The organism is Nonomuraea sp. NPDC004354, assembly GCF_053602555.1.
Genome location: NZ_JBSGDV010000001.1, coordinates 408,290 through 430,602 on the forward strand (window position 1 = coordinate 408,290; position 22,313 = coordinate 430,602).

Sequence of the window (22,313 nt, forward strand, 5' to 3'; positions counted from 1 at the left end):
ATGGGGAGGAGACGGACATGACCATTCTGGTGGCCTACGACGGTTCGGACGACGCCAAGGCGGCCATCGCCTACGCGGGCAGCCTGCTGAAGGGGCAGCGGGCCGTCGTGCTCAGCGTGTGGGAACGGCTGGCGCTCGCCTCGATGAGGGGTTCGGCGGGGATGATGGTGCCGATCGACACCACGGCCGAGGACGCGGCGATCCAGGAGGCCACCAGGGAACTGGCCGAGCAGGGGGCGCAGCTGGCCAGACAGGCGGGGCTGGAGGCCACCGCGCGCTGCGAGCCCGACTCGCCGGCGGTGTGGTCGACGATCGTGGACGTGGCGCAGGAACTGGACGCCACGTTGATCGTGACCGGGACCAGGGGGCTGGGCGGGGTGCGGTCGCTGCTGCTGGGCAGCACCTCCGACCGGGTGCTGCACCACGCCGGACGGCCCGTGCTGATCGTTCCGTCCCCGGAGGGCGCGGAGAGCGGCGTGCCGTCGGCGGAGTCCCGGGAGAGCGGCGTGCCGTCGGCGGAGTCCCCGAAGTCCGGCGTGTCGTCGGCGGAGCCCCCGGGGACCACGGCCTGACCCCGCCCCGCCTCCGGGGCGGTGAGACGCGATGAGGCACAGTGGTTCCCGCCCGGACCTCGGGTGCTGTCGCGGGCTCTGCGGAAGGGACGGCGGATGACGTCAGGACTGGCGCGGCGGCTGGGCACCGGCGACGCGGTCGTCGTGGGGCTCAGCGCCATGATCGGCGCGGGGGTCTTCGCCGCCTTCGCGCCCGCCGCCTCCGCCGCGGGCCCCCTGCTGCTGCTCGCGCTCGCGCTCGCCGCCGTCGTCGCCTACTGCAACGCGACCTCCTCGGCCAGGCTCGCCGCCCGCCACCCCGAGTCCGGCGGCACCTACGTGTACGGCAGGCGGCGGCTCGGCCCGTTCTGGGGATACCTGGCCGGGTGGGGCTTCGTGGTCGGCAAGACGGCGTCGTGCGCGGCGATGGCGCTGACCTTCGGCGCGTACGTCGCGCCCGGCCTGCCCGTCCCGCTGGCGGTCGGCGCGGTGGTGGCGTTGACGGTGCTCAACCTCCTCGGCGTCCAGCGCTCGGCCATGGCGGCACGGATCATGGTGGCGCTGGTCCTCGCCGTGCTGGCGGCCGTGGTGGTCGCCGGCCTGACCGGCGGCAAGGCGCCGTCGACCGCGTTGCCTGCCGTCCCGCAGGCCCCCGTGGCCCCCTGGGAGGTGCTGCAGGCCGCCGGGCTGCTGTTCTTCGCCTTCGCCGGCTACGCCCGCATCGCCACGCTGGGCGAGGAGGTGCGCGATCCCGAGCGGACCATTCCCAGGGCCGTCCCGATCGCCCTCGGCATCACCCTCGTCGTCTACACGCTTGTCGCGCTGGCCACGTTGCGCGTGCTCGGTCCTGCCAGGCTCGGTACGTCCCACGCCCCGCTGGTCGACACCGTGATCGGGGCGGGCGCCGGATGGCTCGCGCCGGTGGTCAGGGCCGGCGCGGCGGTGGCGGCCCTCGGCGCGTTGCTCGCGCTGATCCTCGGGGTGTCGCGGACCACCTTCGCGATGGCGAGGGAGCGTGACCTGCCCGGATTCCTCGACGCCGTGCATCCCGTGCGGCAGGTGCCGTACCGGGCGGAGCTCGCGGTGGCCGCGGCGGTGATCGTGCTGGTGCTGGCGGTCGACCTGCGGGGAGCCATCGGGTTCTCGTCGTTCGGGGTGCTCGTCTACTACGCGGTGGCCAACGCGGCGGCGCTCACCCTGACCCGCGACGAGGGCGCGCCGCCGCGGGCGGTGCCGGTGGTGGGGCTGGCGCTGTGCGTGGTGCTGGCGGTCACCCTGCCGGCCGCGTCGGTGGCGGCCGGGCTGGCGGTGTTCGCGGCGGGCGGCCTGTGGTGGGTGCTGCGCCGCCGCCCGTGAGCCGGCACCTCCTGGCGCGCTGCCGGGGCCACCTGGCGCGCTGCCGGGACGATCTGGTGCGCTGCCGGGGTCACCTGGCGCGCTGCCGGGACCGCAGGGCACGATAGGGGTGGAATCCCCGTCGATGGTCCGGGCGCACCGCTGAAGCGCCTTCGCATGAACAAGCGTCCCCGCTGTTTCGGCCATCTCACCGTCGCGCCGCTGTGGCCCCTGCACGGTGTCAACCTCGGAACCCTCCTGCGCACCTGCGACGCCGTCGGCGCGTGCATGGCCGTACCGCGGCTGCCGTGGGTGCCCGACGCCCTCGCCAAAGGCAACACGCTGCGCAGCCGTACCTGCGTCCACTGGGTACGGCCGATGCGCTGGCTGACGGAAAGGAAGAGCGACGGAGACGACGTGATCGCCGTCGAGCCGGCGGACCGGGCGATCCGCCTGGCCGACCTGCCGGCCGCGCGGCGGCCCACGGTTGTGGTCCTCGGCCACGAGTCGGACGGAGTCCCCGAGGAGGCGCTCGACCTCATGGACGCCGTGGTCGAGATCCCCATGGTCGGCAGGGGCACCAGCCTCAACGTGGCCGTGGCCGGTTCGCTGGTGCTGTACAAGCTGGCCGGGCTGACATGATGCCGGCGTTGTTCCCCCGGATCCTTTGACGTACGTTGGCGCGGACGCACCAGTCGGTATGGGAGGCTCCGCATGCCCACCGTTCCCACCGTCCGCGGCCAGGTCGACGTCGCCGAGCTCGGCCAGACCCTGATGCACGAGCACATCTTCGCCCTGTCGACCGAGCACAAGGACAACTACGGCGCGGGCGGCTGGTGGGACGAGGAGTTCAGGGTTGCCGACGCGATCGGCAAGCTGAAGGCGGTGGCGGCCAAGGGCGTCCGGACGATCGTCGACCCGACCGTGTGGGGGCTCGGCCGCTACATCCCCCGCATCCAGCGCATCGCCGCGGAGGTGCCCGAGCTCACCATCATCGTCGCCACCGGCCTCTACTTCCACGACCTGCCGCCGCACCCCTACGAGCACCGCGGGCCGGGGCTGCTCATGGACATGCCGGACCCGATGATCGACGACATGGTCCGCGACCTCACCGAGGGCATCGCCGACACCGGGGTCCAGGCCGCGTTCGTCAAGTGCGTGGTCGACAGGCGGGGCCTGACCGAGGGGGTCGAGCGCATGTGCCGCGCCGCCGCCCAGGCACACGTGCGCACCGGCGCGCCCATCACCGTCCACACCGACGCGGCCACCCGGTCGGGATTGCTCGCGCTCGACCTGTTCGCCAAGGAGGGCGTCGACCTTCGCAAGGTGGTCGTCGGGCACGCGGGGGACAGCAACGACCTCGACTACCTGCGCAGGCTCGCCGACACGGGGGCCATCCTGGGCATGGACAGGTTCGGGCTCGACATCTACAACCCGACCGAGCAGCGCGTGGCCACCATCGCCGCGCTGTGCGAGCAGGGTTACGCCGACCGCATGGTGCTCAGTCACGACGCCGCCTGCTTCATGGACTACTTCGCCGGCGACTGGGACGAAGGCGTGCCGCTGGTGGCGCCGAACTGGCGCTACGACCACATCCACGACGACGTGCTGCCCGCGCTGCGCTCGCGCGGCGTGACCCAGGAGCAGATCGACCAGATGCTGGTCGGCACCCCCGCGCGCTACTTCTCCTGACCCGCTCTCCGCGGCTCGCCCCACTCGCCCCCCGCCGGGTGGGCGAGGCGTTGCCCACGATCTTCGGTATGGTAGCGGGATCGAAGCGTGCTACACGGGTAGGTGGAGCTGGGTGACTGCGGAGCAGGCCTTGTCAATCAGCCTCGGACTACAAGGTCCGTGTGTCATCGCGAGGCTGACAGGCGACTTCGACTTCGGATCGGCGGCGGAGGTCCGTGATCGGGTCACCAAGGCACTCGATCTCAGCCAGCCTCCGATGATCGTCATCGACATGCAGGCCGTCGAGGTCTGCGACTCCTCGGGGCTGTCCGTGCTGGTCTACCTCCACAAGGCGGTCACCGCCTCCGGCGGGCGGCTGCTCCTGTCCGGGCTCAACGGGCGCTGCAAGCACCTGTTCGCGATCACCGCGCTCGACAAGTTCTTCGACATCAGGCCCACCGCCGAACTCGCCATCGCCGAACTCTCCGAATCCGGGCATTCTCCGCCGTTCGCCGGGTAGTCGGGCGGCATGGCGGACCTGTTAGGCGACTACCTCAAGGAGATCGGCGGGATCCCGCTGCTCACCGCCGAGGACGAGGTCGACCTCGCCCGTCGGGTGGAGGCGGGACTCTACGCCGCGCACCTCCTGGCCCACGGCGACGACCGGCCCGAACTGCCGGCGCTCGTGCGGGACGGCGGACAGGCCAGAGACCGGCTGATCAGGGCCAACCTGCGCCTGGTCGTCGCCGCCGCCAGACGCTACGCCCACCGCGGGCTCCCCCTGCTCGACGTCATCCAGGAAGGCAACCTGGGGTTGATCCGAGCGGTGGAGAAGTTCGACTACAAGCGCGGATACAAGTTCTCCACCTACGGCATGTGGTGGATCAGGCAGGCGATCGAGCGCGGCATCAACGACAAGAGCAGAACCGTGCGGCTGCCCGCCCACATGGCCGAGGAGGTCACCCGCCTGTCACGCATCACCCTGCGGCTGGCCGCCGACCTGGGCAGGGAACCCGGCGAGGCCGAACTGGCCACGGCGGCCGGCCGTACCGTCGAGCAGATCAATGGCCTGCGCAGGATCGCGCGGGAGACGATCAGCCTCGACACGCCCGTCGGCGAGAACGGCGAGGCCAGCCTCGGCGACCTGATCGCCGATGACGACGCCCCGCAGGTGGCCGAGCTGATGGAACTGCGCGCGCTGGCGGCCGAGATCCGCGGGCAGGTGCGGGAACTGCCGGTGCGCGAGGCGTTCATCATCAGACGCCGGTACGGCCTGGCGGGCGGCAAGGTGCTCACCTACCAGGAGATCGCCGACCGGCTCGGACTCACCAGGGAACGGATCAGGCAGCTGGAGCGGCAGGCGTTGCGGAGGCTGCGCGAGGGCGGGCCGTTGCCGGCCTGGGCTTCCTGATCAGGTATCGACAGCGGCGGCCGCGGTGTGCTGATCTTATGGCGCGGTCGGGCGCTGGTACGTCTCGGCGCGCACCTCCGTCCGTCACTTCTCCTGCCGCTGACCGGGCAGGAACCCTCGCGTGCTCGGCAGTGGGGGAACGCGCGAAAGCCCACGGACGGCTCCTGCGGGAAGGGCCGTCTCGCGGGCTGAGATCATGAACGCCCGGAGATCAGGCGGTGATCATGAGGGCGAGGCCGATGAGGACCACGATCGGGACCACCCAGACGACAGCCTCGGCCGCGAACTCCTTGTACATGCTGTTGCTCTCCCTCAATGGGCCGCAGAAAAGGTCACTGCGCAGCATAGCCGCAGTGGTCAGCGGTCCGTCCCCCGGTGCTCCCTCTCGGCGAGCCTCAACCGCTTGCCGAGACTGAAGCGCAACCCGTCGGCCATGAGCAACGGCAGGTCGCGGGAGTCGGTCTCGACCCGCTCGACCACCTCGGGATGATCTCCCAGGTGACGTGTCCAAGCCCGTAGAACCTGGGGCATCGCGGCGACGGCGGCCTCGCTCATGATCGCTTCCCTCGGCAGCCACGAGGCCAGGAACTGAGTGACGCGCGCCGGGCTCCACCAGGACGGACGATCACCCAAGAACTCCACAAGAGTGGCGAACGCCTCATTCGCGCCCGGCACGTCCGGGAGATCGTCGAAGCGGTCCACGGTGTCATCCGGCGACCGCCGCCCACCCCTGACACCCTCCGAGGCGCGCTCCGCGCTGACTGCAGGGACCTCGGCGGCGTGGGCGGGTGCTGGGCTCTCCACGCTGTCCGCGGGGCTCTTCGTGCCGAGGACGGGGTTCTCGGTGGCGTGGGCGCGGGCCAGGACGATCGCGCGGGCCGGCGGGAGCGTCTCGGCGACCGGGGCGCCCAGCACCGCGTCGGTGAGGTCGAACGCGTCGATGATCCGGCCCGCCACCCGCACCGGATCGGCGGGGCGGACGTCGAGGTCCTCCAGGAACTTCGGCTCCTCGATGACCGCGTCGACCGCGAAGCCGCCGTTGGCCTGGTCGATGGCGACGACGGCCAGGTGGGGCTCCTTCTCGTTGGGATAGACGAAGGAGATGACCGCCAGGGCCTGCTCGCCGTAGGGGTCGGCGGTGCCGTACCACGCGGATTCGGGTCGGGCCCGCCCCATGAGCTCCATCCAGCGCGGAACCCCGGCCGCGGCGACATCGCGCGTCGACGCGTAGGCGCCGGGCGTCGCATCGGCGTCCCCACGGTGGACAGCGGGTTCGCCGGTGTCCGCGCCGTGGGCGGTGGGAGTTACACCGGCATCTCCACGGTGGGTGGTGGGCTGGCCGGCGTCCTCTCCGGGGACGGTGGGTTCGCCGTGGGCGGTGGGAGTTACACCGGCGTCTCCACGGTGGGTGGTGGGCTGGCCGGCGTCCTCTCCGGGGACGGTGGGCTCGCCGGTGTCCGCGCCGTGGGCGGTGGGCGGCTCGTCGGCCTCCGGGAGTTGGGAGAGGGAGGCGAGGGCGGTCAGGATGAGGCGCGCCTCGGGGGTGTCGTCCCGGGCGACGCGCGCCAGGAACGATCGGGCCGCCTGCTCGTCGTCCCGCCAGCTGGCGGCCAGCCTGCTCGCCCACAGTTCGGCTCGCAACGGCGACCGCCACCGGAGCAGGTCGCGAGCCTGCCGTACGGCGTCGCGATAGAGGTCACTGGTCTCGTCCATGGCACCCACCCCATGACCGTACCCAGTCGGAGGGGTGCGGCAGGCGCCCGTCCGCTCGGCGCTGAACCGCGCGGGGTGCGGGGCCACCGGGACCCCGCACCCCGCGAGCGATCAGTAGTCGTCGCCCGCCAGGCCGGCCTTGCGCAGGGCCTCGGCGAGGGCGCCGGTCGGCGCGGGACGGCGCTGCCCGCCCTGGCGGCCACCCTCACGCCCGTTGCCACCCTCACGCCCGTTGCCACCCTCACGCCCGTTGCCGCCGTCACGGCCACGGCCACCGTCACGCCCGTTGCCGCCGCCATTCCCCCGGCCGCCGTCACGCGTGTTGCCACCGCGGCCGCCGTCGGCGCGGCCTTCCCCGCGGCCACCCGAACGGCCGCCGCCGCGCCCTTCTCCGGAGCGTCCGCCGCCCGGCTGGCCGTCTGCGCCACGGCCCTCGGCCGAGCGTCCACGCCCCTGCCTGGCGCCCGCCGCGGTCTCGTCCTCCAACCGGAGCGTGAGCGAGATGCGTTTGCGCGGGATGTCGACCTCGAGCACCTTCACCTTGACGATGTCGCCGGGCTTCACCACGTCGCGCGGATCCTTGACGAACGTGCGCGACATCGCCGACACGTGGACCAGCCCGTCCTGGTGCACGCCGATGTCGACGAACGCCCCGAACGCCGCGACGTTCGTGACGACCCCTTCGAGGATCATCCCGGACGCGAGGTCGGAGAGCTTCTCCACGCCCTCCTTGAACGTCGCCGTCTTGAACGCCGGACGCGGGTCACGACCCGGCTTCTCCAGCTCGCCCAGGATGTCGGTGACCGTCGGCAGGCCGAAGGTGTCGTCGACGAACTCGGCGGGCTTGAGGGAGCGCAGCGTCGCGGTGTTGCCGATGAGCGACTTGAGGTCGGCGCCGACCGCGCTCAGGATGCGCCGCACCACGGGGTAGGCCTCGGGGTGCACGCTGGAGGCGTCGAGCGGGTCGTCGCCGCCGGGGATGCGCAGGAAGCCCGCGCACTGCTCGAACGCCTTGGGCCCGAGGCGCGCCACCTCCTTCAGCGCGCTGCGCGACCTGAACGGCCCGTGGGTGTCGCGGTGCTGGACGATGTTGTCGGCCAGCGTCGCCCCGATGCCGGACACGCGGGTCAGCAGCGGCGCGGAGGCGGTGTTGACGTCGACGCCGACCGCGTTGACGCAGTCTTCGACCACCGCGTCGAGCGAGCGCGACAGCTTGGTCTCGGCCAGGTCGTGCTGGTACTGGCCGACGCCGATGGACTTCGGGTCGATCTTGACCAGCTCGGCCAGCGGATCCTGCAGGCGGCGGGCGATGGAGACCGCGCCGCGCAGCGAGACATCGAGGCCGGGAAGCTCCTGCGAGGCGTAGGCGGAGGCGGAGTAGACCGACGCGCCGGCCTCCGACACCACGATCTTGGTCAGCCCCGGCATGTGCTTGACCAGTTCGCCGGCGAGCTTGTCGGTCTCGCGGGAGGCGGTGCCGTTGCCGATCGCGATCAGCTCGACGCCGTGCTTCTGGGCGAGCGCGCCGAGCACGGCGAGCGACTGGTCCCACTGGCGCTTGGGCTCGTGCGGGTAGATGGTGGCGGTTTCGACGACCTTGCCCGTCGCGTCGACCACGGCGACCTTGACGCCGGTGCGCAGGCCCGGGTCGAGACCCATCGTGGCGCGCGTGCCGGCGGGCGCGGCCAGCAGCAGGTCGCGCAGGTTGGCGGCGAACACCCGCACCGCCTCGTCCTCGGCCGCCTGCCACAACCGCATGCGCAGGTCGAGGCCGAGATGGACGAGGATGCGCGTGCGCCACGCCCAGCGAACCGTGTCGGCGAGCCACTTGTCGGCCGGCCTGCCCTGGTCGGAGACGCCGAAGCGGGCGGCGATGCGCATCTCGTACTCGGGCCCCTCCTCGGGCTCGAGCGTCACCGAGAGGATCTCCTCCTTCTCGCCGCGGAACATCGCGAGGATCCGGTGGGAGGGCAGCTTGGTGAACGGCTCGCTGAAGCCGAAGTAGTCGGAGAACTTGGCCCCCGCCTCCTCCTTGCCCTCGCGCACGGTCGAGACCGCCCTGCCGTGCGACCACATGCGCTCGCGCAGCGTGCCGATCAGGTCGGCGTCCTCGGCGAAACGCTCGATCAGGATGGCGCGGGCGCCCTCCAGGGCGGCGGCCGAGTCGGCCAGCCCCTCCACGACGTACGGCTCGGCGGTGGCGAGCGGGTCGAGCGTCGGGTCGCCCAGCAGCGCGTCGGCCAGCGGCTCCAGCCCGAGCTCTCGGGCGATCATGGCCTTGGTGCGGCGCTTCGGCTTGTAGGGGAGGTAGATGTCCTCGAGACGGGCCTTGGTGTCGGCCGCGAGGATCTGCTCCCTCAGCTCGTCGGTGAGCTTGCCCTGCGTCTCGATCGACTCCAGGATCGCCGCGCGCCGCTCCTCGAGCTCACGCAGGTAGCGCAGCCGCTCCTCCAGCGTGCGCAGCTGCGCGTCGTCGAGCGCGCCGGTGACCTCCTTGCGGTAACGCGCGATGAACGGCACGGTGGCGCCGCCGTCGAGCAAGTCGACCGCCGCTTGCACCTGCCCCTCGCGTACGCCCAGCTCTTCCGCGATGCGCTGGTGAATAGAGAGCACTGATTCGCCTTTCGATGGTCCGCCGCCCAATTGTGCCGGACCCGCGGGGCGGGTGCGCTCGCCGGCTGCGTCTTTCCCGCTCAGGAGGGGTTTCTCCCGTACGGCAAGCCGGCCTGGCACCTCCGTCCCCGCATGGTCCCGTCCGCCGAGGGCGCGCGCCCAGCAGGACTTCGGTCCCCGCCGTCACGGCGAGCCTGAACCCGAAACCCTAGACCCCCGCACCGACATTTTCCGCTCGCCCGGCCGCCGACGGTGGGACGCGCCGCGCCGGTTCGAGGAGAGGGCAGGCGGTCACGCGCGCAGTGGTGGTTGGGGGGAGATCTGGGGGTCGCGCGCGGTGGTGATCGGAGGGGAAGGGGGAAGCTCGTGCGCGGGGTCATGGTGGTGATCGGAGGGGATGGTGAGGTGCTCGTGCGCGCGTCACGGTGGTGATCGGAGGGACGGTCAGGTGCTCATGCGCGGGTCGCGGCGGCAGTTGGAAGGGACGGTCAGGCGCTCGTGCGCGGGTCGCGGCGTCGATCGGAAGGGACGGTCAGGTGCTCGTGCGCGGGTCGGGGGCGGGGTGCCGCCGCCGTTCGGGCAGAACGACGGCGGCACGCGGGCTCAGTGAGGCACGGTCGCTCTCGCCGGTGTCGAGCAGTCGGGGCACGCGGGCCCCGACCACGGCGTGGGCACGAGTTGGCCGCGGTGGCGCCACGTGACGGCGCATCTCCCGCACCCGTTGTCGCCGTGCCACGCCTCGTAGGTGTAGCGCCACTCCTTACGGCATTGCGGGCAGTGATGGGTCCATGTCTCCAGAACGACGTACAAATCCTTCATGTCGGGCTCCGACGGTCATCTACAAGCCCGACCGCATCGCCCGCTCGGTCAAGGAACTGCTGATCTTCCTCGAAGACACCCTCGCCCCGCGCGGCATCAACCTTCAGATCCTGTCCGGCATCTGCGCCGGCCTGCACGGCCCAGCGGGCAGACGATCGCCGACCGGATGCTGTTCATGCTCGCCGGCCTGGCCGCCGAGATGGAACGCGAGCTGATCAGCGAGCGCACCCTGGACGGCCTGGCCGCCGCCCGCGCCGGAGGCCGCCCCCGGCGCTGGATGAGGACAAGCTGGCCGCCGCCCGCGCCCGGCAGGCCCGTGGCGAATCCATCACCGCCATCGCCAAGCACCTCGGCGTCGGCCGCTCCACCCGGTATCGAGCGCTGGAGAACGACGAACCACCCACCACCCCGTCCAGCCCCGCCCCGCTCCAGCCCACCGAGTAGCTGTGAGTGACGTTGCAAAGTCGGACTCGACATCGTGCTCGGCATCGTCTCCGTACGGGCCGAAGGGCCCGAGCTGGCCCGGCGCGCTCGCGCCGGGCAGCCGGGCGTTCCAGCTCATCGGTTTCAGGGAATGAGCACGCCCCAGTAGGCCGCCCACGGCACGAACACCGCGGCTGCTGCCAGGGTCATTCCCAGCCGTATCCGGTTTCCGGGGGATAGGTCGCGGCGGTGGCGCCAGGTAGCGGTGGCCGTGGCGACCGCGGCGACGACCGTGGCCACGGCGAGAAGCTGAAGCGTCAGCCATGGCAAGGGGCGGCCGAGGACCACGGGCCCGATCAGGTAGGCGCCGGTGAGCACCAGGACGCAGAAGTAGCCGAGGAAGCCGAGTGTGGAGGCCATGAGGGCGATGACGAGCCAGCGAGCCGGTCGTGAGGCTGGGGGTGCGCCGCGGCGTCGCCGCAGCCGCCTGACGATCGCGGCCAGCGCGTAGCCGAGGGAGGCGGCCAGGAAGATCGTGAAAGCCGCGAGTTGCAGCCAGGGTGACTCGTACCAGGCGAACGGTCCGTCCACCGGGCGGCTCAGCAGATCCTGGGACGGCGGCTGGTCCGCGCCGGCCTTCGGCGGGCCATCGCTCAGGCTGGTGATCCAGGCGGCCTCGAACTCGGCGAAGTCGGCAGGGAGACTGTCGGGACGGTCGAAGCCGTCGTCGAACGTGCGGTTGAGGTTATGGCGGACGCCGGTGATGAAGTGGATGGTGGAGTGGGTGTTGCCGCCGCGTTCCAGGCCTTGCCGGATGATCTGGGAGCTCTCGGCGGGCATCGCCTCCCGGTCGAGGGTTCCCCACAGCGCGAGGACCGGCTGGCGGACGTGTTCCCAGCTGCGCATGGGGTCGCGGTCCTCTTCGCCGAACAGGCCGCTCCCGATCCCGAACCTGATGGCGCGCTGCTGCAGCATGTGGGTCAGCGACCCGTGCACGCCCGCGTGCCGGAGCCGCTCGCCGTACGCCCATGCCTGTTGCCTGGCGGGCGTCGTTCCGACCGCACCGGCGACGACGAGGAAGGCCACGTCCGAGGATCGGGCGGCCGCGATCGGCGCCACCCACGCTCCCTCCGACAGTCCCCAGATGCCGATCATCGCCGGGTTCACCTCGGCGCGGGCCCGCAGTGTGCGTACCGCCGCGAGCGCGTCACCGGCGAGCGTCTCGTAGTTCCGCCGCAGGGTGGAGTAGCCGATGGTGCGCTTGTCGTATATCAGGGTCACGATGCCGCGCTTGGCGTAGGCCTCGGCCTCGTCCCGGAATTCCTCCCGGGTGACGGGCCCGGCGCCGTGCACCATGACGATGCCGGGCCTGCGGCCTTTCGCCGATTTTGGCGCCACGACCGTTCCGTGCAAGGTCACGCCGCCGTCGCCGGTGAAGGTGACGTCGCTGGTGACCAGCGCGTCGGCGTGTGCGGGTACGGGTAGGGCGCACAAGGCGATCGCGAGTATGACGGGCAGCAGCGACCCCGTCCAGCGTTTGCGTGAGAGCAGCATGAGGTGCTCTCCTTTCTATGGGAATCCGTGCACGTGAAGACACGCCCTTGGCGGGGCGTGGTGATGCGGATTTCGTCTCTGGGCCGTCGGGCTGGCACCCGGCGGCCCACTTCATTCGCCGTCGTCGGCGGATGTGGGGGCGGGGAACGCGAGCATCCGGGCGAGCACAGTGCGCGCTCCGGGTGGCGTCGCCTCGTCCGGCCTTTTGTAGCGGTAGAGCAGTTTCACGTACTCCTCGAGGAACTCTTTGAGCTCGTCGAGGGTGAGGCGCATCGCCGAGCGCGACCAGACCAGGGCGTCGGCCCATTCACCGAGGTCGTCGCGTTCGAGTTGGAAGCGGGTGAGTTGCTCGAGCTCGTCGGCGAAGTCGAGCCGGTTCATCTCCTCGACCGCCGCCCGCATCTCGGGGGTCTGGCGGCTGTAGGGCGGGATCCTGCGATCAGCAGGCACCTGGCGCCACCAGCGTTCTCGTCCCTTCGACAGCTCGGGCACCTCTTCGATGAACCCGTGCTTGGCCATCTGGCGCAGGTGATAGCTGGTCAGGCCAGTGCTCTGGCCCAGGGCTCGGGCGAGAGTCGCGGAGTTGGCAGGACCGTTGCGCAACTGCCGCTCGATCCGCTGTCGCATGGGGTGCGCCAGGAGCTTCAGCGCTTCGACATCGGTTATCTCCTGCGGGACGAGATCCACGAGAGCACCGTACCGTTCGCAAAGGGTGTTTGCAAAGGCGCTTTGCGAATGCGTGCCCGGCCGGAAGTCCGGGGCTCCGGGAAGCAACGGCCATCACGCTGACCCTCGCATCGCCTCGACGCGGGGGCCGGCCTCATGCCCGGCGGAAGCCGTCCATCCGCCGGCGTCGTCTCGCCGCGCGTCTGCTCCCCGGTTGGTGTCCTCATCCACGCTCGGACACCGGGTCATCACGAACGGGCACGCGCCTTCGGTCTCGTGTCCTCGCTGGTCAGCCGCTGTCCAGACCGGGCGGGTGTCCGGTCGTCGTCCGCAGGTGCTGTCCACGGGTGGTGGACACCGTGCCGGCCCTCCGAAAGTGATCTCGCAGTGCTCGAGACGACGAAGGGAACAGACGATGAAGAAGATCGGCGCGCTGGTCGCGGGCGGGCTCCTGGCGGTAGGGATGACGGCCCTGCCGGGCGCGGCAGCGACCGGGCAGGCACTCACCGGAAAGGTGGTCAACACGGCGGGGCTCGCCACGTTCGAGGCGACCCTCATCGGCGGGACCGCCGATGAGGAGGTGTACCGGATCGACTTCAACAAGCGCCCCGTGCGGTGGTACGCCTACGGCGAAACGGTCCATCCGGTGTGCTGGATGGAGGGCCCGAAGGTCACCGGCCCGTACGGTTCGACCACCGCCTGGATCTCCCTGGGCGGCGGCTACAGCTCCAGCGGTTACGGCACGCAGACGGTGCTGACCGACGCGTGGGTCAACACCGGCGATGACATCCGCAAGCAGGTCAGAAAGTGCGCAAGGTCCGGACAGTGACGAGCCCCCCTTGCCACTGATGCAGCGCCCGTAACCGGGCGATGAACGCGGCCACCGGGTCCTCCCCAGGCCTCGCCGGTGTCCACGTTCTTCCTCGGCGATCGGATCATCTCCTCGCTTGGTCAGCCGCCGTCCAGACCTGGCAGGTGTCCGCTCGTCGCCGGCATGCGCTGTCCACAGGCGTGGACGCGCCACCGGTTTTCCGAAAGTGATCTTGTGCCATCACGGCACACCATCTCGACCCGACAGGAGTCACGCAGTGAGATCTGTTCAGCGCATCGCCGCCCGGGCCGTCGCAGCAGCGGCCCTCGTCCTGCCCGCGCTCGCCTTGACCGGCTCGCCCGCCGTCGCCGATCCCGCCGAGGAGACGTTCACCCCCTACGTCACCACGCTGGAGCGCAACACCACCGCATGCCCCGGCAACGACCAGTACTTCAGCGGCTGGGACACGCAGCGGCCCATCGAGTGGACCTACACCAACGGCGACCACGCCTGCATCGAGGTCCAGTACAAGGTGGCGTTCACCGCCGCGCACTGCGCCTACCAGTTCTACGTGCCCGACAGGCAGGCCACGGGCTACATCGACTTCTGGGTGGAGGGGATCACCAACGAGGGACACGGAACCTGGGGCACCAACGCGGGGATCAACGAGATCGACAAGGAGGGCTGGCACACCATCTACACCGGCGACCGCGTCACCTCCGTCAAGTTCTGGGACAGGGGGCCGAAGGGATACACGCTCGGCTGGGGCAAGTACGCCAGCCTGAAGCGCGTCTGCTCCTGATCCCTGAGGGGCCGACACCCACCTGCTGCAGCGCCTAAGGGGCCCGGCTTCACCGGTCATGGTGGCCAGGGCCCCTTTCGCGTGTGCAGGCTGGAAACCTGCACCGCTTGATCAGACGGTGAAGGTCTCTCCGCCCGACGCTGCTGGGGACAGGCACCAGCGCCGCCTGGCGAGGACGGCATGGATCTCGTCGACCGGATCGGCAGCACCTACGTCACGCACGCCAGGCGGCGCACTTCTCGCCTGGCCTCGGATGGGTTCACCCCGGGCAGGAGATCGCGCTCCTAGCCTTCCCCTCGAACCGCCTGCCGCGCGAGTCGTTGAAAAGCACGGCACCCCAGGCCCAGATGCACAGTCCGCCGGCGTTGACGGTGGCCGCGCCGGTCCGGTTGAGGGTGCTTCCCCTTTCTTCCGGGTCGTTGTTCGAGGAGTCGGACAGCAGGACGAGATCCGGGTCCTGCCGGCACTGGCCGGCGGTGCGCCCGCAGGCATAGAGCTCGACCATCAAGGCCTTGCGATAGCGCTCGGCTGCGAGGCTGGTGTTGGTGAAAGCACACACCTGGCCGCCGTTGCGGTAGATGTGCAGGAAGGCGCCCTTCATCGAAGCGCTTCTGTCTTCGGTCGTGGCTGTGATCGGGACGCGGCCGATGCGCTCACCGCTGCAGGTGGCGCCCTGGGACGCTGCGTGGGCGGTTGCGGCCGGGGCGAGAGAGGCGGCCACGAGTCCGGTGGTGAAGACCACCGCCGGCACCAGGCGTGCGAGAGCGGATCGTGTGGACATAGGGGTCCTTTCCAGGGGGTCGAACGAGATGACGACGATCACGAATCGGTGATCGTCTTGGACCGATGCTGCCCCCGCACGGTTCGCTCCCGCACCCCCTGAGAGCTGCGGAATCGAAGTGGCAACAACCGCAACAACCGCAACAGCGATACGCGGCACACCTCCTGCCGCAGCCGGTTCCCCAGCCGCCTGATCCGAGCCGCCCGGCCCAAAGCACCGCCCACCCACGGCAAGGCGGAGGCACGGGTCTTTCCGTCCCGGACGAAAAGAGACGAGCGGAGCAAGATAGGCGATCAGACGGCCGAATGGAACCGAATCGACCGGCGATCACAACCAAGCCGCCGCCAGCACACGACCGGACGAGGAGCACCCTGATTGAGCACGCCCATCGAGATCGTCCCCTACGACCCGCGCTGGCCCGAGATGTTCGCGGCAATCCGCGACCCGATCGCCCGCAGACTCGGCTCGCTCGCCCAGCGAATCGAACATGTCGGCAGCACCGCAGTCCCAGGCCTGCCGGCCAAGCCCATCATCGACATCGACGTGGTCATCAGCACCCGTGACGACCTGCCCGCGGTCATCAAGAACCTGCGTCTCCTCGGCTACCACCACGAAGGAAACGGGAACATACCGGGGCGAGAGGCGTTCACCAGCCCTGCGGATACGCCTTCGCACCATCTCTACGTCTGCGCGGTCGACAACCCGGAACTCGCACGCCACCTCGCCTTCCGGGACTTCCTTCGCGAACACCCGCAGACCGCGAACGCCTACGGCGAGCTGAAGAAAGACCTGGCCACACGGTTCCGAAACGATCGAGCTGGTTACAGCGAGGCGAAAACGTTCTTCATCGAGCGGGTGGTCTTGTTCGCGAGAACTGACCGCACTCGCTGATCGGCCGTTTGAAGATCGCTGAGCCACGTCGGGCAAGTAGGCTGACGGCGGCAGCGCGCGACGGCGAAGGAGCCGCTGATGACCACCGACCCGACGATGACCCGGATCGGGCAGGAGGTGGAGTTGCATCACCACCGAGGTCAGCGTGAAGCCGCTCGCGACTTGTTCGCGCAGATCTGGGACGACATCGGCGGCGAGCAAGGCGACCCGCTGCATGTTTGCGTCCTTGCCCACGCGATGGCCGACGTGCAGGACGACGTGCAGCAGGAGCTGATGTGGGATCTGCGAGCGCTCGCCGCCGCCGATCTGGTCACCGATGAGCGGGTGGCCCAAGCCGGGGTGGCGCTTTCGGTGGCCGGCCTGTATCCGTCGTTGCACCTGAACTTGAGTGAGTGCCATCGCAAGCTGGGCGATCTCGGCCGCGCCCGTGAGCACCTCCAGCAGGCGCGGGCCGGGATCGGCGCGCTGGGCGACGACGAGTACGGGCGGCTCATCAAGGGGGTCTGGAGCGGCTGGCCGAGCAGTTGGGTGAGGCCATCTGACTGCGCCCGGCGCATTCTCTGCAGTCCCCATGGCCCTGCACCTGCGCGAGCAAGACCTCAGCCTGCGCGACATCGCCGCCCGCCTCGTCATCACCAGCGGCGCGAAAAAGGGGCCGTCACCCCTCGGCCGCGAGTGTCCTGCGCATGCTGCGCGACCACGACGGCAGACCGCGACCAGCGGGGCCGTGACCTGCTGGGAACCGATCTATCCGAGCACCGGGTAGTTCGCGCGGAACACGTTGTGCGGGTCACGGGCCCGCTTGATCTCCCGCAGCCGCGCGAGCGTGCTGCCGGAGAAGGACTTCGCCGCCGTGTCGCCGGGAGACAGCACGGTGTACGGCTTGCGGCCGCTGATGTAGGCCTCCAGGTCGGCCACGACCTCGGCCTGCTTGGCGCGCGTCGCATCGGCCGCGTGCGGCAGGCCGAGACCCACCAGGCCGAGCAGGTACGGCTCGGCCACCGCGCCGCTCGCACCGGCCCCGCCGCCCGGCTCGGCGAGCGCCCCGCCCAGGTGCCTGATCTGCAGGTTGATGAGCGGTTCGACCGGCTTGGCCAGCAGGAGCTCCACCGCGTCCGCGTCCAGGCCGGTGAGCAGCTCCGCACGAGCGATGGATGGGGCCGGATCAGTGGGCTCGGCGGCGATGTGACCCAGGTCGGTGACCGGGACGACGCCGCGGCTGTCGGAGATCGCGCCCTCGATCTTGTCGATGCGCGCCAGCAGGTCCTGCCCCTGAGCCGCCTCCCCTAGGTAGGCCAGATCCAGCGTCACCATCGGCGGCGCGCCGGGTGGCTGGAGCCGGTTGATCCAGACACTGAGTTCACGCGGCGCCTCGGCGGTGATCTCCAGGAACGCGTCGTACACCTCCCTGGTCCGGTGCTCCGGCCAGATCACGCGCCCGCCGTACAGGACTGGCGCGGGATACAGCTCGAGTTCGAGGGCGGTCACCACCGCGAAGTCCCCGCCACCGCCGCGCAGCGCCCAGAACAGCTCGGGATCGGACTCGGCGGTCACCCGGCCCGGCTCGCCCTCGGCGTCCACGATGTCGATGGCCCGCACGCTGTCGGAGGCGAAGCCGTACTTGCGGCTGAACCAGCCGACCCCACCGCCCAGGGTGTAGCCGGTCACGCTGACCCCCGGCGCGCTGCCGGCCAGGCCGGTCAGACCCAGCGGACCGGCCGCCGCCAGCACCTGCCCCCACTTCACGCCCGCGCCCACCCGGACCACGCGCTCCTCCGCGCGTACCTCCACCTCGTTCAGCAGGCCGGTACGCAGCAGGATCAGGCCTTCCACATCACCCGAGGCGCCATGCCCGCTCGGCTGAGCGGCCACCGTCAAACCCGCCCGCCGCGCGTAACGCACGAGCGCCGCCACGTCATCGGCGTCCGCGGCCTCCGCCACGGCCGCCACCGGCTGCCTGACGGTCAGATTCCACGCGGTGGCCGCCTGTTCGAAGCCGTCGTCATCGGCCAGGAGCACGCGCCCCTTGAGGACACCGCGCAGATCGTTGATCGTCATCGTCGTCTCCCTTTTTCGAGTTCTCAGAAAATGCGAAGGAATACCGTGCTGCACTACGGGAAGGACGGCGCCCTGACCGCCCGGACAAGGACCACGCCGAAACCTCGATGCCTGCACCTGCGGCGGTCCGCGCTGGTGCACGTCAACACGCTGCTGCTTCAGCGGGTTCTCGCCGAGCCGAGGTACGGCGCGGCCTGACCGCGCTGTTCTGGCCCGACGTCGACCGGCTGCTGGATCGCTGGTGAGGCGATGGCGGGACGCGTCGAAGAGCTCCGGCCGCCGGACCACGTGGCTTACGCGATGAGCAGGAGCGCGCTGATCGCCAGCATCACCACGGCGGTGGCGCCGTGAATGCCGTAGGCGGCCGCCTTGGGCCCGTTGCTGCGCAGCACGATCACCGCGTCGCCGACGGGGATGGCGCCGGCGGCCAGCATGAACCAGCCCAGCAGGTGGGTTGTCCCGCCGGCCAGCACGATGAGGATGAAAAGTCCTGAGGCGATGTCGCGCACGCCCTTGACGGACAGCCAGGCATGGAAGCTCCGGCCCTCGGTCGGCGTGTCGGGGATCCCGAAGCCGACCGCGGCCTGCGGCGCCCAGAAGAAGCTGGTGCCCATGACGATGACGCCCGCGCCGATGAGTCCGGCGAGCACGGTGGCGATGGTGGTGAGCATGGGTGTGTCTCGCCCTTTCGGGAGCAGTTGTACGAGCGCATTCCAGACAGCGGGGCGCTATCACCGTTCGTGGTCGTCGACGAAGTGGTTGTCGTGGGCTTCGTGAAGCCGGCTCAGGTCCCGATCGGTCACGGTGGCGAGCTGCGCGAAATACTCCTCCCGGGGTACGCCTGGCGAGAGTGCCATGAGGAGGGTGGCAGGGTCGGCGCGCTCCTTCCGAAGCGCGTGGACGTCACCCATCGCGGCATGCGCGGTGTCGCCGGGCAGCAGTGTTCGCCACGCCCGCCCGTCGAAGTAGTCGACTTCGCCTTCTTCAACGATGAAGGTCTCGCTGAAGGTCGTGTGAAAGTGCGGGACAGGTCCCCGGCTGGAGGGCGACATGCGCCACCGGTAGATGCTGACGATCCCGCCGGTCTCCGCCGGGGCGGCGAGGACTTCGATGGTCGATCCGCCGGCACCTAGCTGGATCGTTCGCGTCTTTCCGGCGCGCTCGGGTCGCCCGCGGAACCAGTCCGTCGGCTTCGTCTCGGTCATGGCCCGAGTCTCGGGGCTTCGCCGCCGCGCTCGCGCTCACTTCGGCGGTGGCCTAACAATAGGGAGAGTGATCCGCTTCCGATTGGGTGCCGGCGCTGCGAGCGTGCGATGGGCCATGTCGCCGATCCACGAAGTGGTCAGTCTCGCCCGGCTGTTGACAGAACCGCAGCGTCACCCGATGTTCCACCCGTGGCTTCGCCGTCGCCACCACCGCCTTTCCGGCCTGGACCTGAGCGCGCTCACGGTCTTCATGGCCGATGGCGCGTATCGGCCCGACTTCCTCGACCCATCGCCGATGTCCAGTGAGCCGACCTTCGAAGAAGGCATGGAGGCCCTCCTCTCCACCCCGGCGGACCAGGTCTACGCCGAGTTGGCCGACGCCGGCATCGGGCGGGGGGCAGAAATAGGCCGCCGACTGCTCGATGACCCCGACCGAGCCAGGTCGGAGGCCGCCGAAGCGGTGCGCCGCCTCTGGACGGCGGCCATGGAACCGGAGTGGCCGTCCATGCGGCAGGCGCTGCGTGCCGAGATGCTGGACCGGGCCATCCAGGTCAACCGCGAGGGGCTGCGCACCGTCCTTCCGCGCCTGCACCACTCCGCGGCGTGCGAAGGCGACACCATCACCGTCAAGTCGTCCGCCGCCCTCGACGTCGACTGCCCCGAGGGACTCATTCTCATTCCGTCGCTGTTCATCACCGACCGGGTGCAGTGCACCACCTCAGACCACTGGACTCCGGCGATCTACTACCCGGCATCCGGGCGGTACCTCTGGGCGGCACCTCCCACTCCGAGATCCCTTGACCGGCTTCTGGGGACGACTCGGTCGAGGATCCTGGCCGCGCTCACCACTCCGCTGCAGACGTCCATCGTGGCCAGGCTGGTGAGCGTCACCGTCCCGACGGCCAGCGAACACCTGACGATCCTGCGAGACGCCGGGTTGATCGACAGCAGCCGGGCCGGTCGCACGGCCACGCACGAGCTCACCAAAGCTGGACGTGCTCTCCTGGACGCGGCCTCGCCGCGACCATGACTGGTCTGGGCGGGTGGATGTTCTGCGGGCTGGACGTCGTCGGGCGGGGCCTCGCGGGGTGGACGTTCTCCTGGCGGAAGGTCGACGGGTGGGGGTGTCCGGGTTGTGGAGGGTCTGGTCGGCGCTTCGGGGCAAGCCAGGGAACGGGTCAGGCGGGGGCCATGCGGTGTTCCTGGGGGCTGAGCCCGCGCTCCCGCTTGAACGCCGTGCTCAACGCGAACGCGCTGCCGTACCCCACCTTGTGTGCCACGGAGGCCACGGTCGCCTCGGGTTCGCGCAGCAGGTCGGCGGCCATGGTGAGCCGCCAGCTGGTCAGGTAGGACATGGGCGGCTCGCCCACCAGTTCGGTGAAGCGGCGCGCCAGGGCGGCGCGGGAGACTCCCACGCGGTCGGCCAGCGCGGAGACCGTCCACGGGCTGGCGGGCTCGTTGTGCAGGACGCGTAGCGCGCGGCCGACGACGGGGTCGCTGTGCGCCTGGTACCAGGCGGGCGCCCCGGCTTCGGGCCGGGAGAACCAGGCGCGCAGCGTGGCGATGAGCAGCAGGTCGAGCAGCCGGTCGAGGAAGACCTCCTGACCCGGCTGGTCCTTGGCGATCTCGTCGCCGAGCAGGGCGAGCAGGGGCGTGTCGAGTGAGGGAACCACCAGCGCGGACGGCAGGGCGTTCAGCAGCCGCCTGCTGATCTCGCCGCGCAGCTGGTAGGTGCCGCTGAGCATGACGGCGGGGCCGTCCAGGCTGTCGCCCCAGGTGCGCACGCCCAGGTCCATCGACGCGCACAGCTCAACGCCGTCGACGGTGGTGCTGCGCTCGCCCGGGTGGATGAGGATGGTGGGCTCGGTGGCGGGGTCGTCGGCCACGTTGTACGCCTCGGGGCCGCGCATGATCGCCACGTCGCCGGGCGTCAGCCGTACGGGGGCGCCGCCGTCGGGGATCACCCACGCCTCACCGCACAGCATCGAGACGAGCGTCAGCGGGGCCCGGTCGAGGATGCGCACCGACCACGGGGGCGTCATGATCGAGCGGAGCAGGAAGGCGCCACGAGCTCGCGGCCCGTCGAGGAGTCCTGCGAGAGCGTCCATGCGACGAAGCCTAGACGCTGGATGATGCGGGCGAGCTTCTCGACGATGGCCGCCGTCCGGGGGTCGCGGCCAGGCTGAGGGCATGACGAACCTGGTTCTGGGCGGCACGGGGAGGACCGGCCGCAACGTGGCCCGTGTCGCGGGCGACGCGGCCTCGGTCTCGGAGAACGCGGCCTGGGTGGCGGTGAACATGAGCGGGCCGGCGCGCGAGGTCGGCCTTCCCGTGCGGGAGTCCAGGGGTGCGGGCGTGCTGTCCTCGGGGGACGGCGGCCCGTCGGCGGGCGAGGGCGGCCGGCCCTTCGTCAAGGCCCGGTGCGCCGGGGTGCGAGGTGGCGGACGATGACGACGCTGACCCAGGTGATCGCGGTGCTCAGCCTGGTTCTGCTGGGCGCGATGGCCGGCCTGTTCTACGGGTTCACGATCTCGGTCATGCCCGGGCTCGACGCGATCAGGCCCGACCAGGCGGTGGCGGCGATGCGCAGCGCGAACAGGAAGATCCTGAACCCGGTCTTCCTGCTGATGTACCTGGCGGCGCCTGTCGCCCCGGTCGCGGCCGGCGTGCTGCTCCTCGTCCAGGACGTGCCGGCCGCGGGGACCGCCTTCCTCGTCGCGGGCGGCCTGTACGTCCTCGGCGCGTTCGCGGTGACCGCGGCGGTCAACGTACCGATGAACAACGCGCTGGAGGCGGGCCGGGGGGAGCCGGAGCGGCTGTGGGCCGCCTACTCCGCCCGCTGGCGGCGGTGGAACACGCTGAGGGGGCTGGTGAGCTTCGCGTCTCTCGCCATCGCGGGGGTGGGCCTGTTGTTGTGGTGATGCCGGGGAAGGGAGAGGCGTAAGTCGCTACGATCTTGCCCGGCGGGGCGAAAGCCGGGCGAAAGGCGCGGATCCCGTCAGAGTGGCT

23 protein-coding genes and 1 pseudogene are annotated in these 22,313 nt (G+C 70.6%); 15 read left to right on the plus strand and 9 right to left on the minus strand.

Annotated features, from left to right (window positions below):
* The first annotated feature begins 17 nt into the window (after positions 1-17).
* The 6 genes from ACWENQ_RS01885 (at position 18) to ACWENQ_RS01910 (ending at position 4,968) form a co-directional block, all read left to right on the plus strand.
* Positions 18-572: a universal stress protein gene (locus ACWENQ_RS01885; RefSeq protein ID WP_452412615.1), complete on the plus strand. Its 555-nt coding sequence runs from the start codon at positions 18-20 to the stop codon at positions 570-572.
* 96 nt (positions 573-668) lie between these two features.
* On the plus strand, positions 669-1,907 hold the full coding sequence (locus ACWENQ_RS01890) for an APC family permease (RefSeq protein ID WP_452412616.1): 1,239 nt from the start codon (positions 669-671) through the stop codon (positions 1,905-1,907).
* A gap of 156 nt (positions 1,908-2,063) precedes the next feature.
* Positions 2,064-2,528 (plus strand): TrmH family RNA methyltransferase, encoded by a 465-nt coding sequence (locus tag ACWENQ_RS01895; RefSeq protein WP_452412617.1) that lies wholly within the window; start codon positions 2,064-2,066, stop codon positions 2,526-2,528.
* A gap of 72 nt (positions 2,529-2,600) precedes the next feature.
* On the plus strand, positions 2,601-3,578 hold the full coding sequence (locus ACWENQ_RS01900) for a phosphotriesterase family protein (RefSeq protein WP_452412618.1): 978 nt from the start codon (positions 2,601-2,603) through the stop codon (positions 3,576-3,578).
* 112 nt (positions 3,579-3,690) lie between these two features.
* The gene (locus ACWENQ_RS01905; RefSeq protein WP_354913536.1) at positions 3,691-4,077 is read left to right on the plus strand and encodes an STAS domain-containing protein; all 387 of its coding nucleotides are present in this window, start codon (positions 3,691-3,693) and stop codon (positions 4,075-4,077) included.
* 9 nt (positions 4,078-4,086) lie between these two features.
* Positions 4,087-4,968 (plus strand): sigma-70 family RNA polymerase sigma factor, encoded by an 882-nt coding sequence (locus ACWENQ_RS01910; RefSeq protein ID WP_452412619.1) that lies wholly within the window; start codon positions 4,087-4,089, stop codon positions 4,966-4,968.
* 357 nt (positions 4,969-5,325) lie between these two features.
* Here the strand turns inward: ACWENQ_RS01910 and ACWENQ_RS01915 are convergent, their stop codons facing one another.
* Both ACWENQ_RS01915 and ACWENQ_RS01920 read right to left on the minus strand, forming a co-directional pair.
* Complete coding sequence (locus ACWENQ_RS01915) at positions 5,326-6,681, minus strand: hypothetical protein (RefSeq protein ID WP_452412620.1); 1,356 nt, start codon at positions 6,679-6,681, stop codon at positions 5,326-5,328.
* Between the two features lie 111 nt (positions 6,682-6,792).
* On the minus strand, positions 6,793-9,294 hold the full coding sequence (locus tag ACWENQ_RS01920; protein ID WP_452412621.1) for a Tex family protein: 2,502 nt from the start codon (positions 9,292-9,294) through the stop codon (positions 6,793-6,795).
* Between the two features lie 817 nt (positions 9,295-10,111).
* Between ACWENQ_RS01920 and ACWENQ_RS01925 the strand changes: the two are divergent.
* Positions 10,112-10,366: pseudogene (locus tag ACWENQ_RS01925) on the plus strand (hypothetical protein); the annotation flags it as partial.
* 20 nt (positions 10,367-10,386) lie between these two features.
* Positions 10,387-10,557, plus strand: a complete 171-nt coding sequence (locus ACWENQ_RS01930) for a helix-turn-helix domain-containing protein (RefSeq protein ID WP_449917581.1) — start codon at positions 10,387-10,389, stop codon at positions 10,555-10,557.
* 123 nt (positions 10,558-10,680) lie between these two features.
* Here ACWENQ_RS01930 and ACWENQ_RS01935 read toward each other — a convergent pair whose 3' ends face one another.
* Positions 10,681-12,090 carry an alpha/beta hydrolase family protein gene (locus ACWENQ_RS01935; protein ID WP_452412622.1) on the minus strand — a complete coding sequence of 470 codons (1,410 nt, stop codon included), beginning with the start codon at positions 12,088-12,090 and terminating at the stop codon, positions 10,681-10,683.
* 111 nt (positions 12,091-12,201) lie between these two features.
* The gene (locus tag ACWENQ_RS01940; RefSeq protein ID WP_452412623.1) at positions 12,202-12,777 is read right to left on the minus strand and encodes an ArsR/SmtB family transcription factor; all 576 of its coding nucleotides are present in this window, start codon (positions 12,775-12,777) and stop codon (positions 12,202-12,204) included.
* Positions 12,778-13,171: 394 nt separating this feature from the next.
* Here ACWENQ_RS01940 and ACWENQ_RS01945 point away from each other — a divergent pair, with 394 nt between their 5' ends.
* Both ACWENQ_RS01945 and ACWENQ_RS01950 read left to right on the plus strand, forming a co-directional pair.
* Positions 13,172-13,585, plus strand: a complete 414-nt coding sequence (locus ACWENQ_RS01945) for a hypothetical protein (protein WP_452412624.1) — start codon at positions 13,172-13,174, stop codon at positions 13,583-13,585.
* 259 nt (positions 13,586-13,844) lie between these two features.
* A complete protein-coding gene (locus ACWENQ_RS01950; protein WP_452412625.1) occupies positions 13,845-14,369 on the plus strand; it encodes a hypothetical protein in 525 nt (174 codons plus the stop codon).
* 259 nt (positions 14,370-14,628) lie between these two features.
* Here ACWENQ_RS01950 and ACWENQ_RS01955 read toward each other — a convergent pair whose 3' ends face one another.
* Entirely contained in the window at positions 14,629-15,192 is a 564-nt protein-coding gene (locus tag ACWENQ_RS01955) for a hypothetical protein (protein WP_452412626.1), read from the minus strand.
* A gap of 333 nt (positions 15,193-15,525) precedes the next feature.
* Here ACWENQ_RS01955 and ACWENQ_RS01960 point away from each other — a divergent pair, with 333 nt between their 5' ends.
* Positions 15,526-16,041, plus strand: coding sequence for a GrpB family protein (locus tag ACWENQ_RS01960; protein WP_452412627.1), 516 nt, complete (start codon positions 15,526-15,528; stop codon positions 16,039-16,041).
* A gap of 747 nt (positions 16,042-16,788) precedes the next feature.
* Here ACWENQ_RS01960 and ACWENQ_RS01965 read toward each other — a convergent pair.
* Complete coding sequence (locus ACWENQ_RS01965) at positions 16,789-18,099, minus strand: FAD-binding protein (protein WP_452412628.1); 1,311 nt, start codon at positions 18,097-18,099, stop codon at positions 16,789-16,791.
* Positions 18,100-18,144: 45 nt separating this feature from the next.
* Here ACWENQ_RS01965 and ACWENQ_RS01970 point away from each other — a divergent pair, with 45 nt between their 5' ends.
* Positions 18,145-18,297, plus strand: a complete 153-nt coding sequence (locus tag ACWENQ_RS01970) for a hypothetical protein (RefSeq protein ID WP_452412629.1) — start codon at positions 18,145-18,147, stop codon at positions 18,295-18,297.
* A gap of 95 nt (positions 18,298-18,392) precedes the next feature.
* Here the strand turns inward: ACWENQ_RS01970 and ACWENQ_RS01975 are convergent, their stop codons facing one another.
* Together ACWENQ_RS01975 and ACWENQ_RS01980 are read right to left on the minus strand one after the other, a co-directional pair.
* Complete coding sequence (locus ACWENQ_RS01975; protein ID WP_452412630.1) at positions 18,393-18,770, minus strand: DUF4267 domain-containing protein; 378 nt, start codon at positions 18,768-18,770, stop codon at positions 18,393-18,395.
* 60 nt (positions 18,771-18,830) lie between these two features.
* On the minus strand, positions 18,831-19,304 hold the full coding sequence (locus ACWENQ_RS01980) for a cupin domain-containing protein (RefSeq protein ID WP_452412631.1): 474 nt from the start codon (positions 19,302-19,304) through the stop codon (positions 18,831-18,833).
* Here ACWENQ_RS01980 and ACWENQ_RS01985 point away from each other — a divergent pair.
* The gene (locus ACWENQ_RS01985; protein ID WP_452412632.1) at positions 19,303-20,334 is read left to right on the plus strand and encodes a DUF5937 family protein; all 1,032 of its coding nucleotides are present in this window, start codon (positions 19,303-19,305) and stop codon (positions 20,332-20,334) included. The genes ACWENQ_RS01980 and ACWENQ_RS01985 overlap by 2 nt on opposite strands.
* Positions 20,335-20,482: 148 nt before the next feature.
* On the opposite strand, the gene ACWENQ_RS01990 is transcribed toward ACWENQ_RS01985, so the two are convergent.
* A complete protein-coding gene (locus ACWENQ_RS01990) occupies positions 20,483-21,412 on the minus strand; it encodes an AraC family transcriptional regulator (RefSeq protein WP_452412633.1) in 930 nt (309 codons plus the stop codon).
* Between the two features lie 82 nt (positions 21,413-21,494).
* On the opposite strand from ACWENQ_RS01990, the gene ACWENQ_RS01995 reads away from it, so the two are divergent.
* Both ACWENQ_RS01995 and ACWENQ_RS02000 read left to right on the plus strand, forming a co-directional pair.
* Positions 21,495-21,755: a hypothetical protein gene (locus ACWENQ_RS01995; RefSeq protein WP_452412634.1), complete on the plus strand. Its 261-nt coding sequence runs from the start codon at positions 21,495-21,497 to the stop codon at positions 21,753-21,755.
* A complete protein-coding gene (locus tag ACWENQ_RS02000; RefSeq protein ID WP_449917217.1) occupies positions 21,752-22,225 on the plus strand; it encodes an anthrone oxygenase family protein in 474 nt (157 codons plus the stop codon). Before ACWENQ_RS01995 ends, ACWENQ_RS02000 begins: the two co-directional genes overlap by 4 nt.
* Positions 22,226-22,313: the final 88 nt, after the last annotated feature.

What these genes read in the sequence shown, in the direction of transcription:
- ACWENQ_RS01885 (WP_452412615.1), top strand. Translation starts at nt 18, where the DNA reads ATGACCATTCTGGTGGCCTACGACGGTTCGGACGACGCCAAGGCGGCC.
- ACWENQ_RS01890 (WP_452412616.1), top strand. Translation starts at nt 669, where the DNA reads ATGACGTCAGGACTGGCGCGGCGGCTGGGCACCGGCGACGCGGTCGTC.
- ACWENQ_RS01895 (WP_452412617.1), top strand. Translation starts at nt 2,064, where the DNA reads ATGAACAAGCGTCCCCGCTGTTTCGGCCATCTCACCGTCGCGCCGCTG.
- ACWENQ_RS01900 (WP_452412618.1), top strand. Translation starts at nt 2,601, where the DNA reads ATGCCCACCGTTCCCACCGTCCGCGGCCAGGTCGACGTCGCCGAGCTC.
- ACWENQ_RS01910 (WP_452412619.1), top strand. Translation starts at nt 4,087, where the DNA reads ATGGCGGACCTGTTAGGCGACTACCTCAAGGAGATCGGCGGGATCCCG.
- ACWENQ_RS01915 (WP_452412620.1), bottom strand. Translation starts at nt 6,681, where the DNA reads ATGGACGAGACCAGTGACCTCTATCGCGACGCCGTACGGCAGGCTCGC.
- ACWENQ_RS01935 (WP_452412622.1), bottom strand. Translation starts at nt 12,090, where the DNA reads ATGCTGCTCTCACGCAAACGCTGGACGGGGTCGCTGCTGCCCGTCATA.
- ACWENQ_RS01945 (WP_452412624.1), top strand. Translation starts at nt 13,172, where the DNA reads ATGAAGAAGATCGGCGCGCTGGTCGCGGGCGGGCTCCTGGCGGTAGGG.
- ACWENQ_RS01965 (WP_452412628.1), bottom strand. Translation starts at nt 18,099, where the DNA reads ATGACGATCAACGATCTGCGCGGTGTCCTCAAGGGGCGCGTGCTCCTG.
- ACWENQ_RS01975 (WP_452412630.1), bottom strand. Translation starts at nt 18,770, where the DNA reads ATGCTCACCACCATCGCCACCGTGCTCGCCGGACTCATCGGCGCGGGC.
- ACWENQ_RS01985 (WP_452412632.1), top strand. Translation starts at nt 19,303, where the DNA reads ATGGCCCGAGTCTCGGGGCTTCGCCGCCGCGCTCGCGCTCACTTCGGC.
- ACWENQ_RS01980 (WP_452412631.1), bottom strand. Translation starts at nt 19,304, where the DNA reads ATGACCGAGACGAAGCCGACGGACTGGTTCCGCGGGCGACCCGAGCGC.
- ACWENQ_RS01990 (WP_452412633.1), bottom strand. Translation starts at nt 21,412, where the DNA reads ATGGACGCTCTCGCAGGACTCCTCGACGGGCCGCGAGCTCGTGGCGCC.
- ACWENQ_RS01995 (WP_452412634.1), top strand. Translation starts at nt 21,495, where the DNA reads ATGACGAACCTGGTTCTGGGCGGCACGGGGAGGACCGGCCGCAACGTG.
- ACWENQ_RS02000 (WP_449917217.1), top strand. Translation starts at nt 21,752, where the DNA reads ATGACGACGCTGACCCAGGTGATCGCGGTGCTCAGCCTGGTTCTGCTG.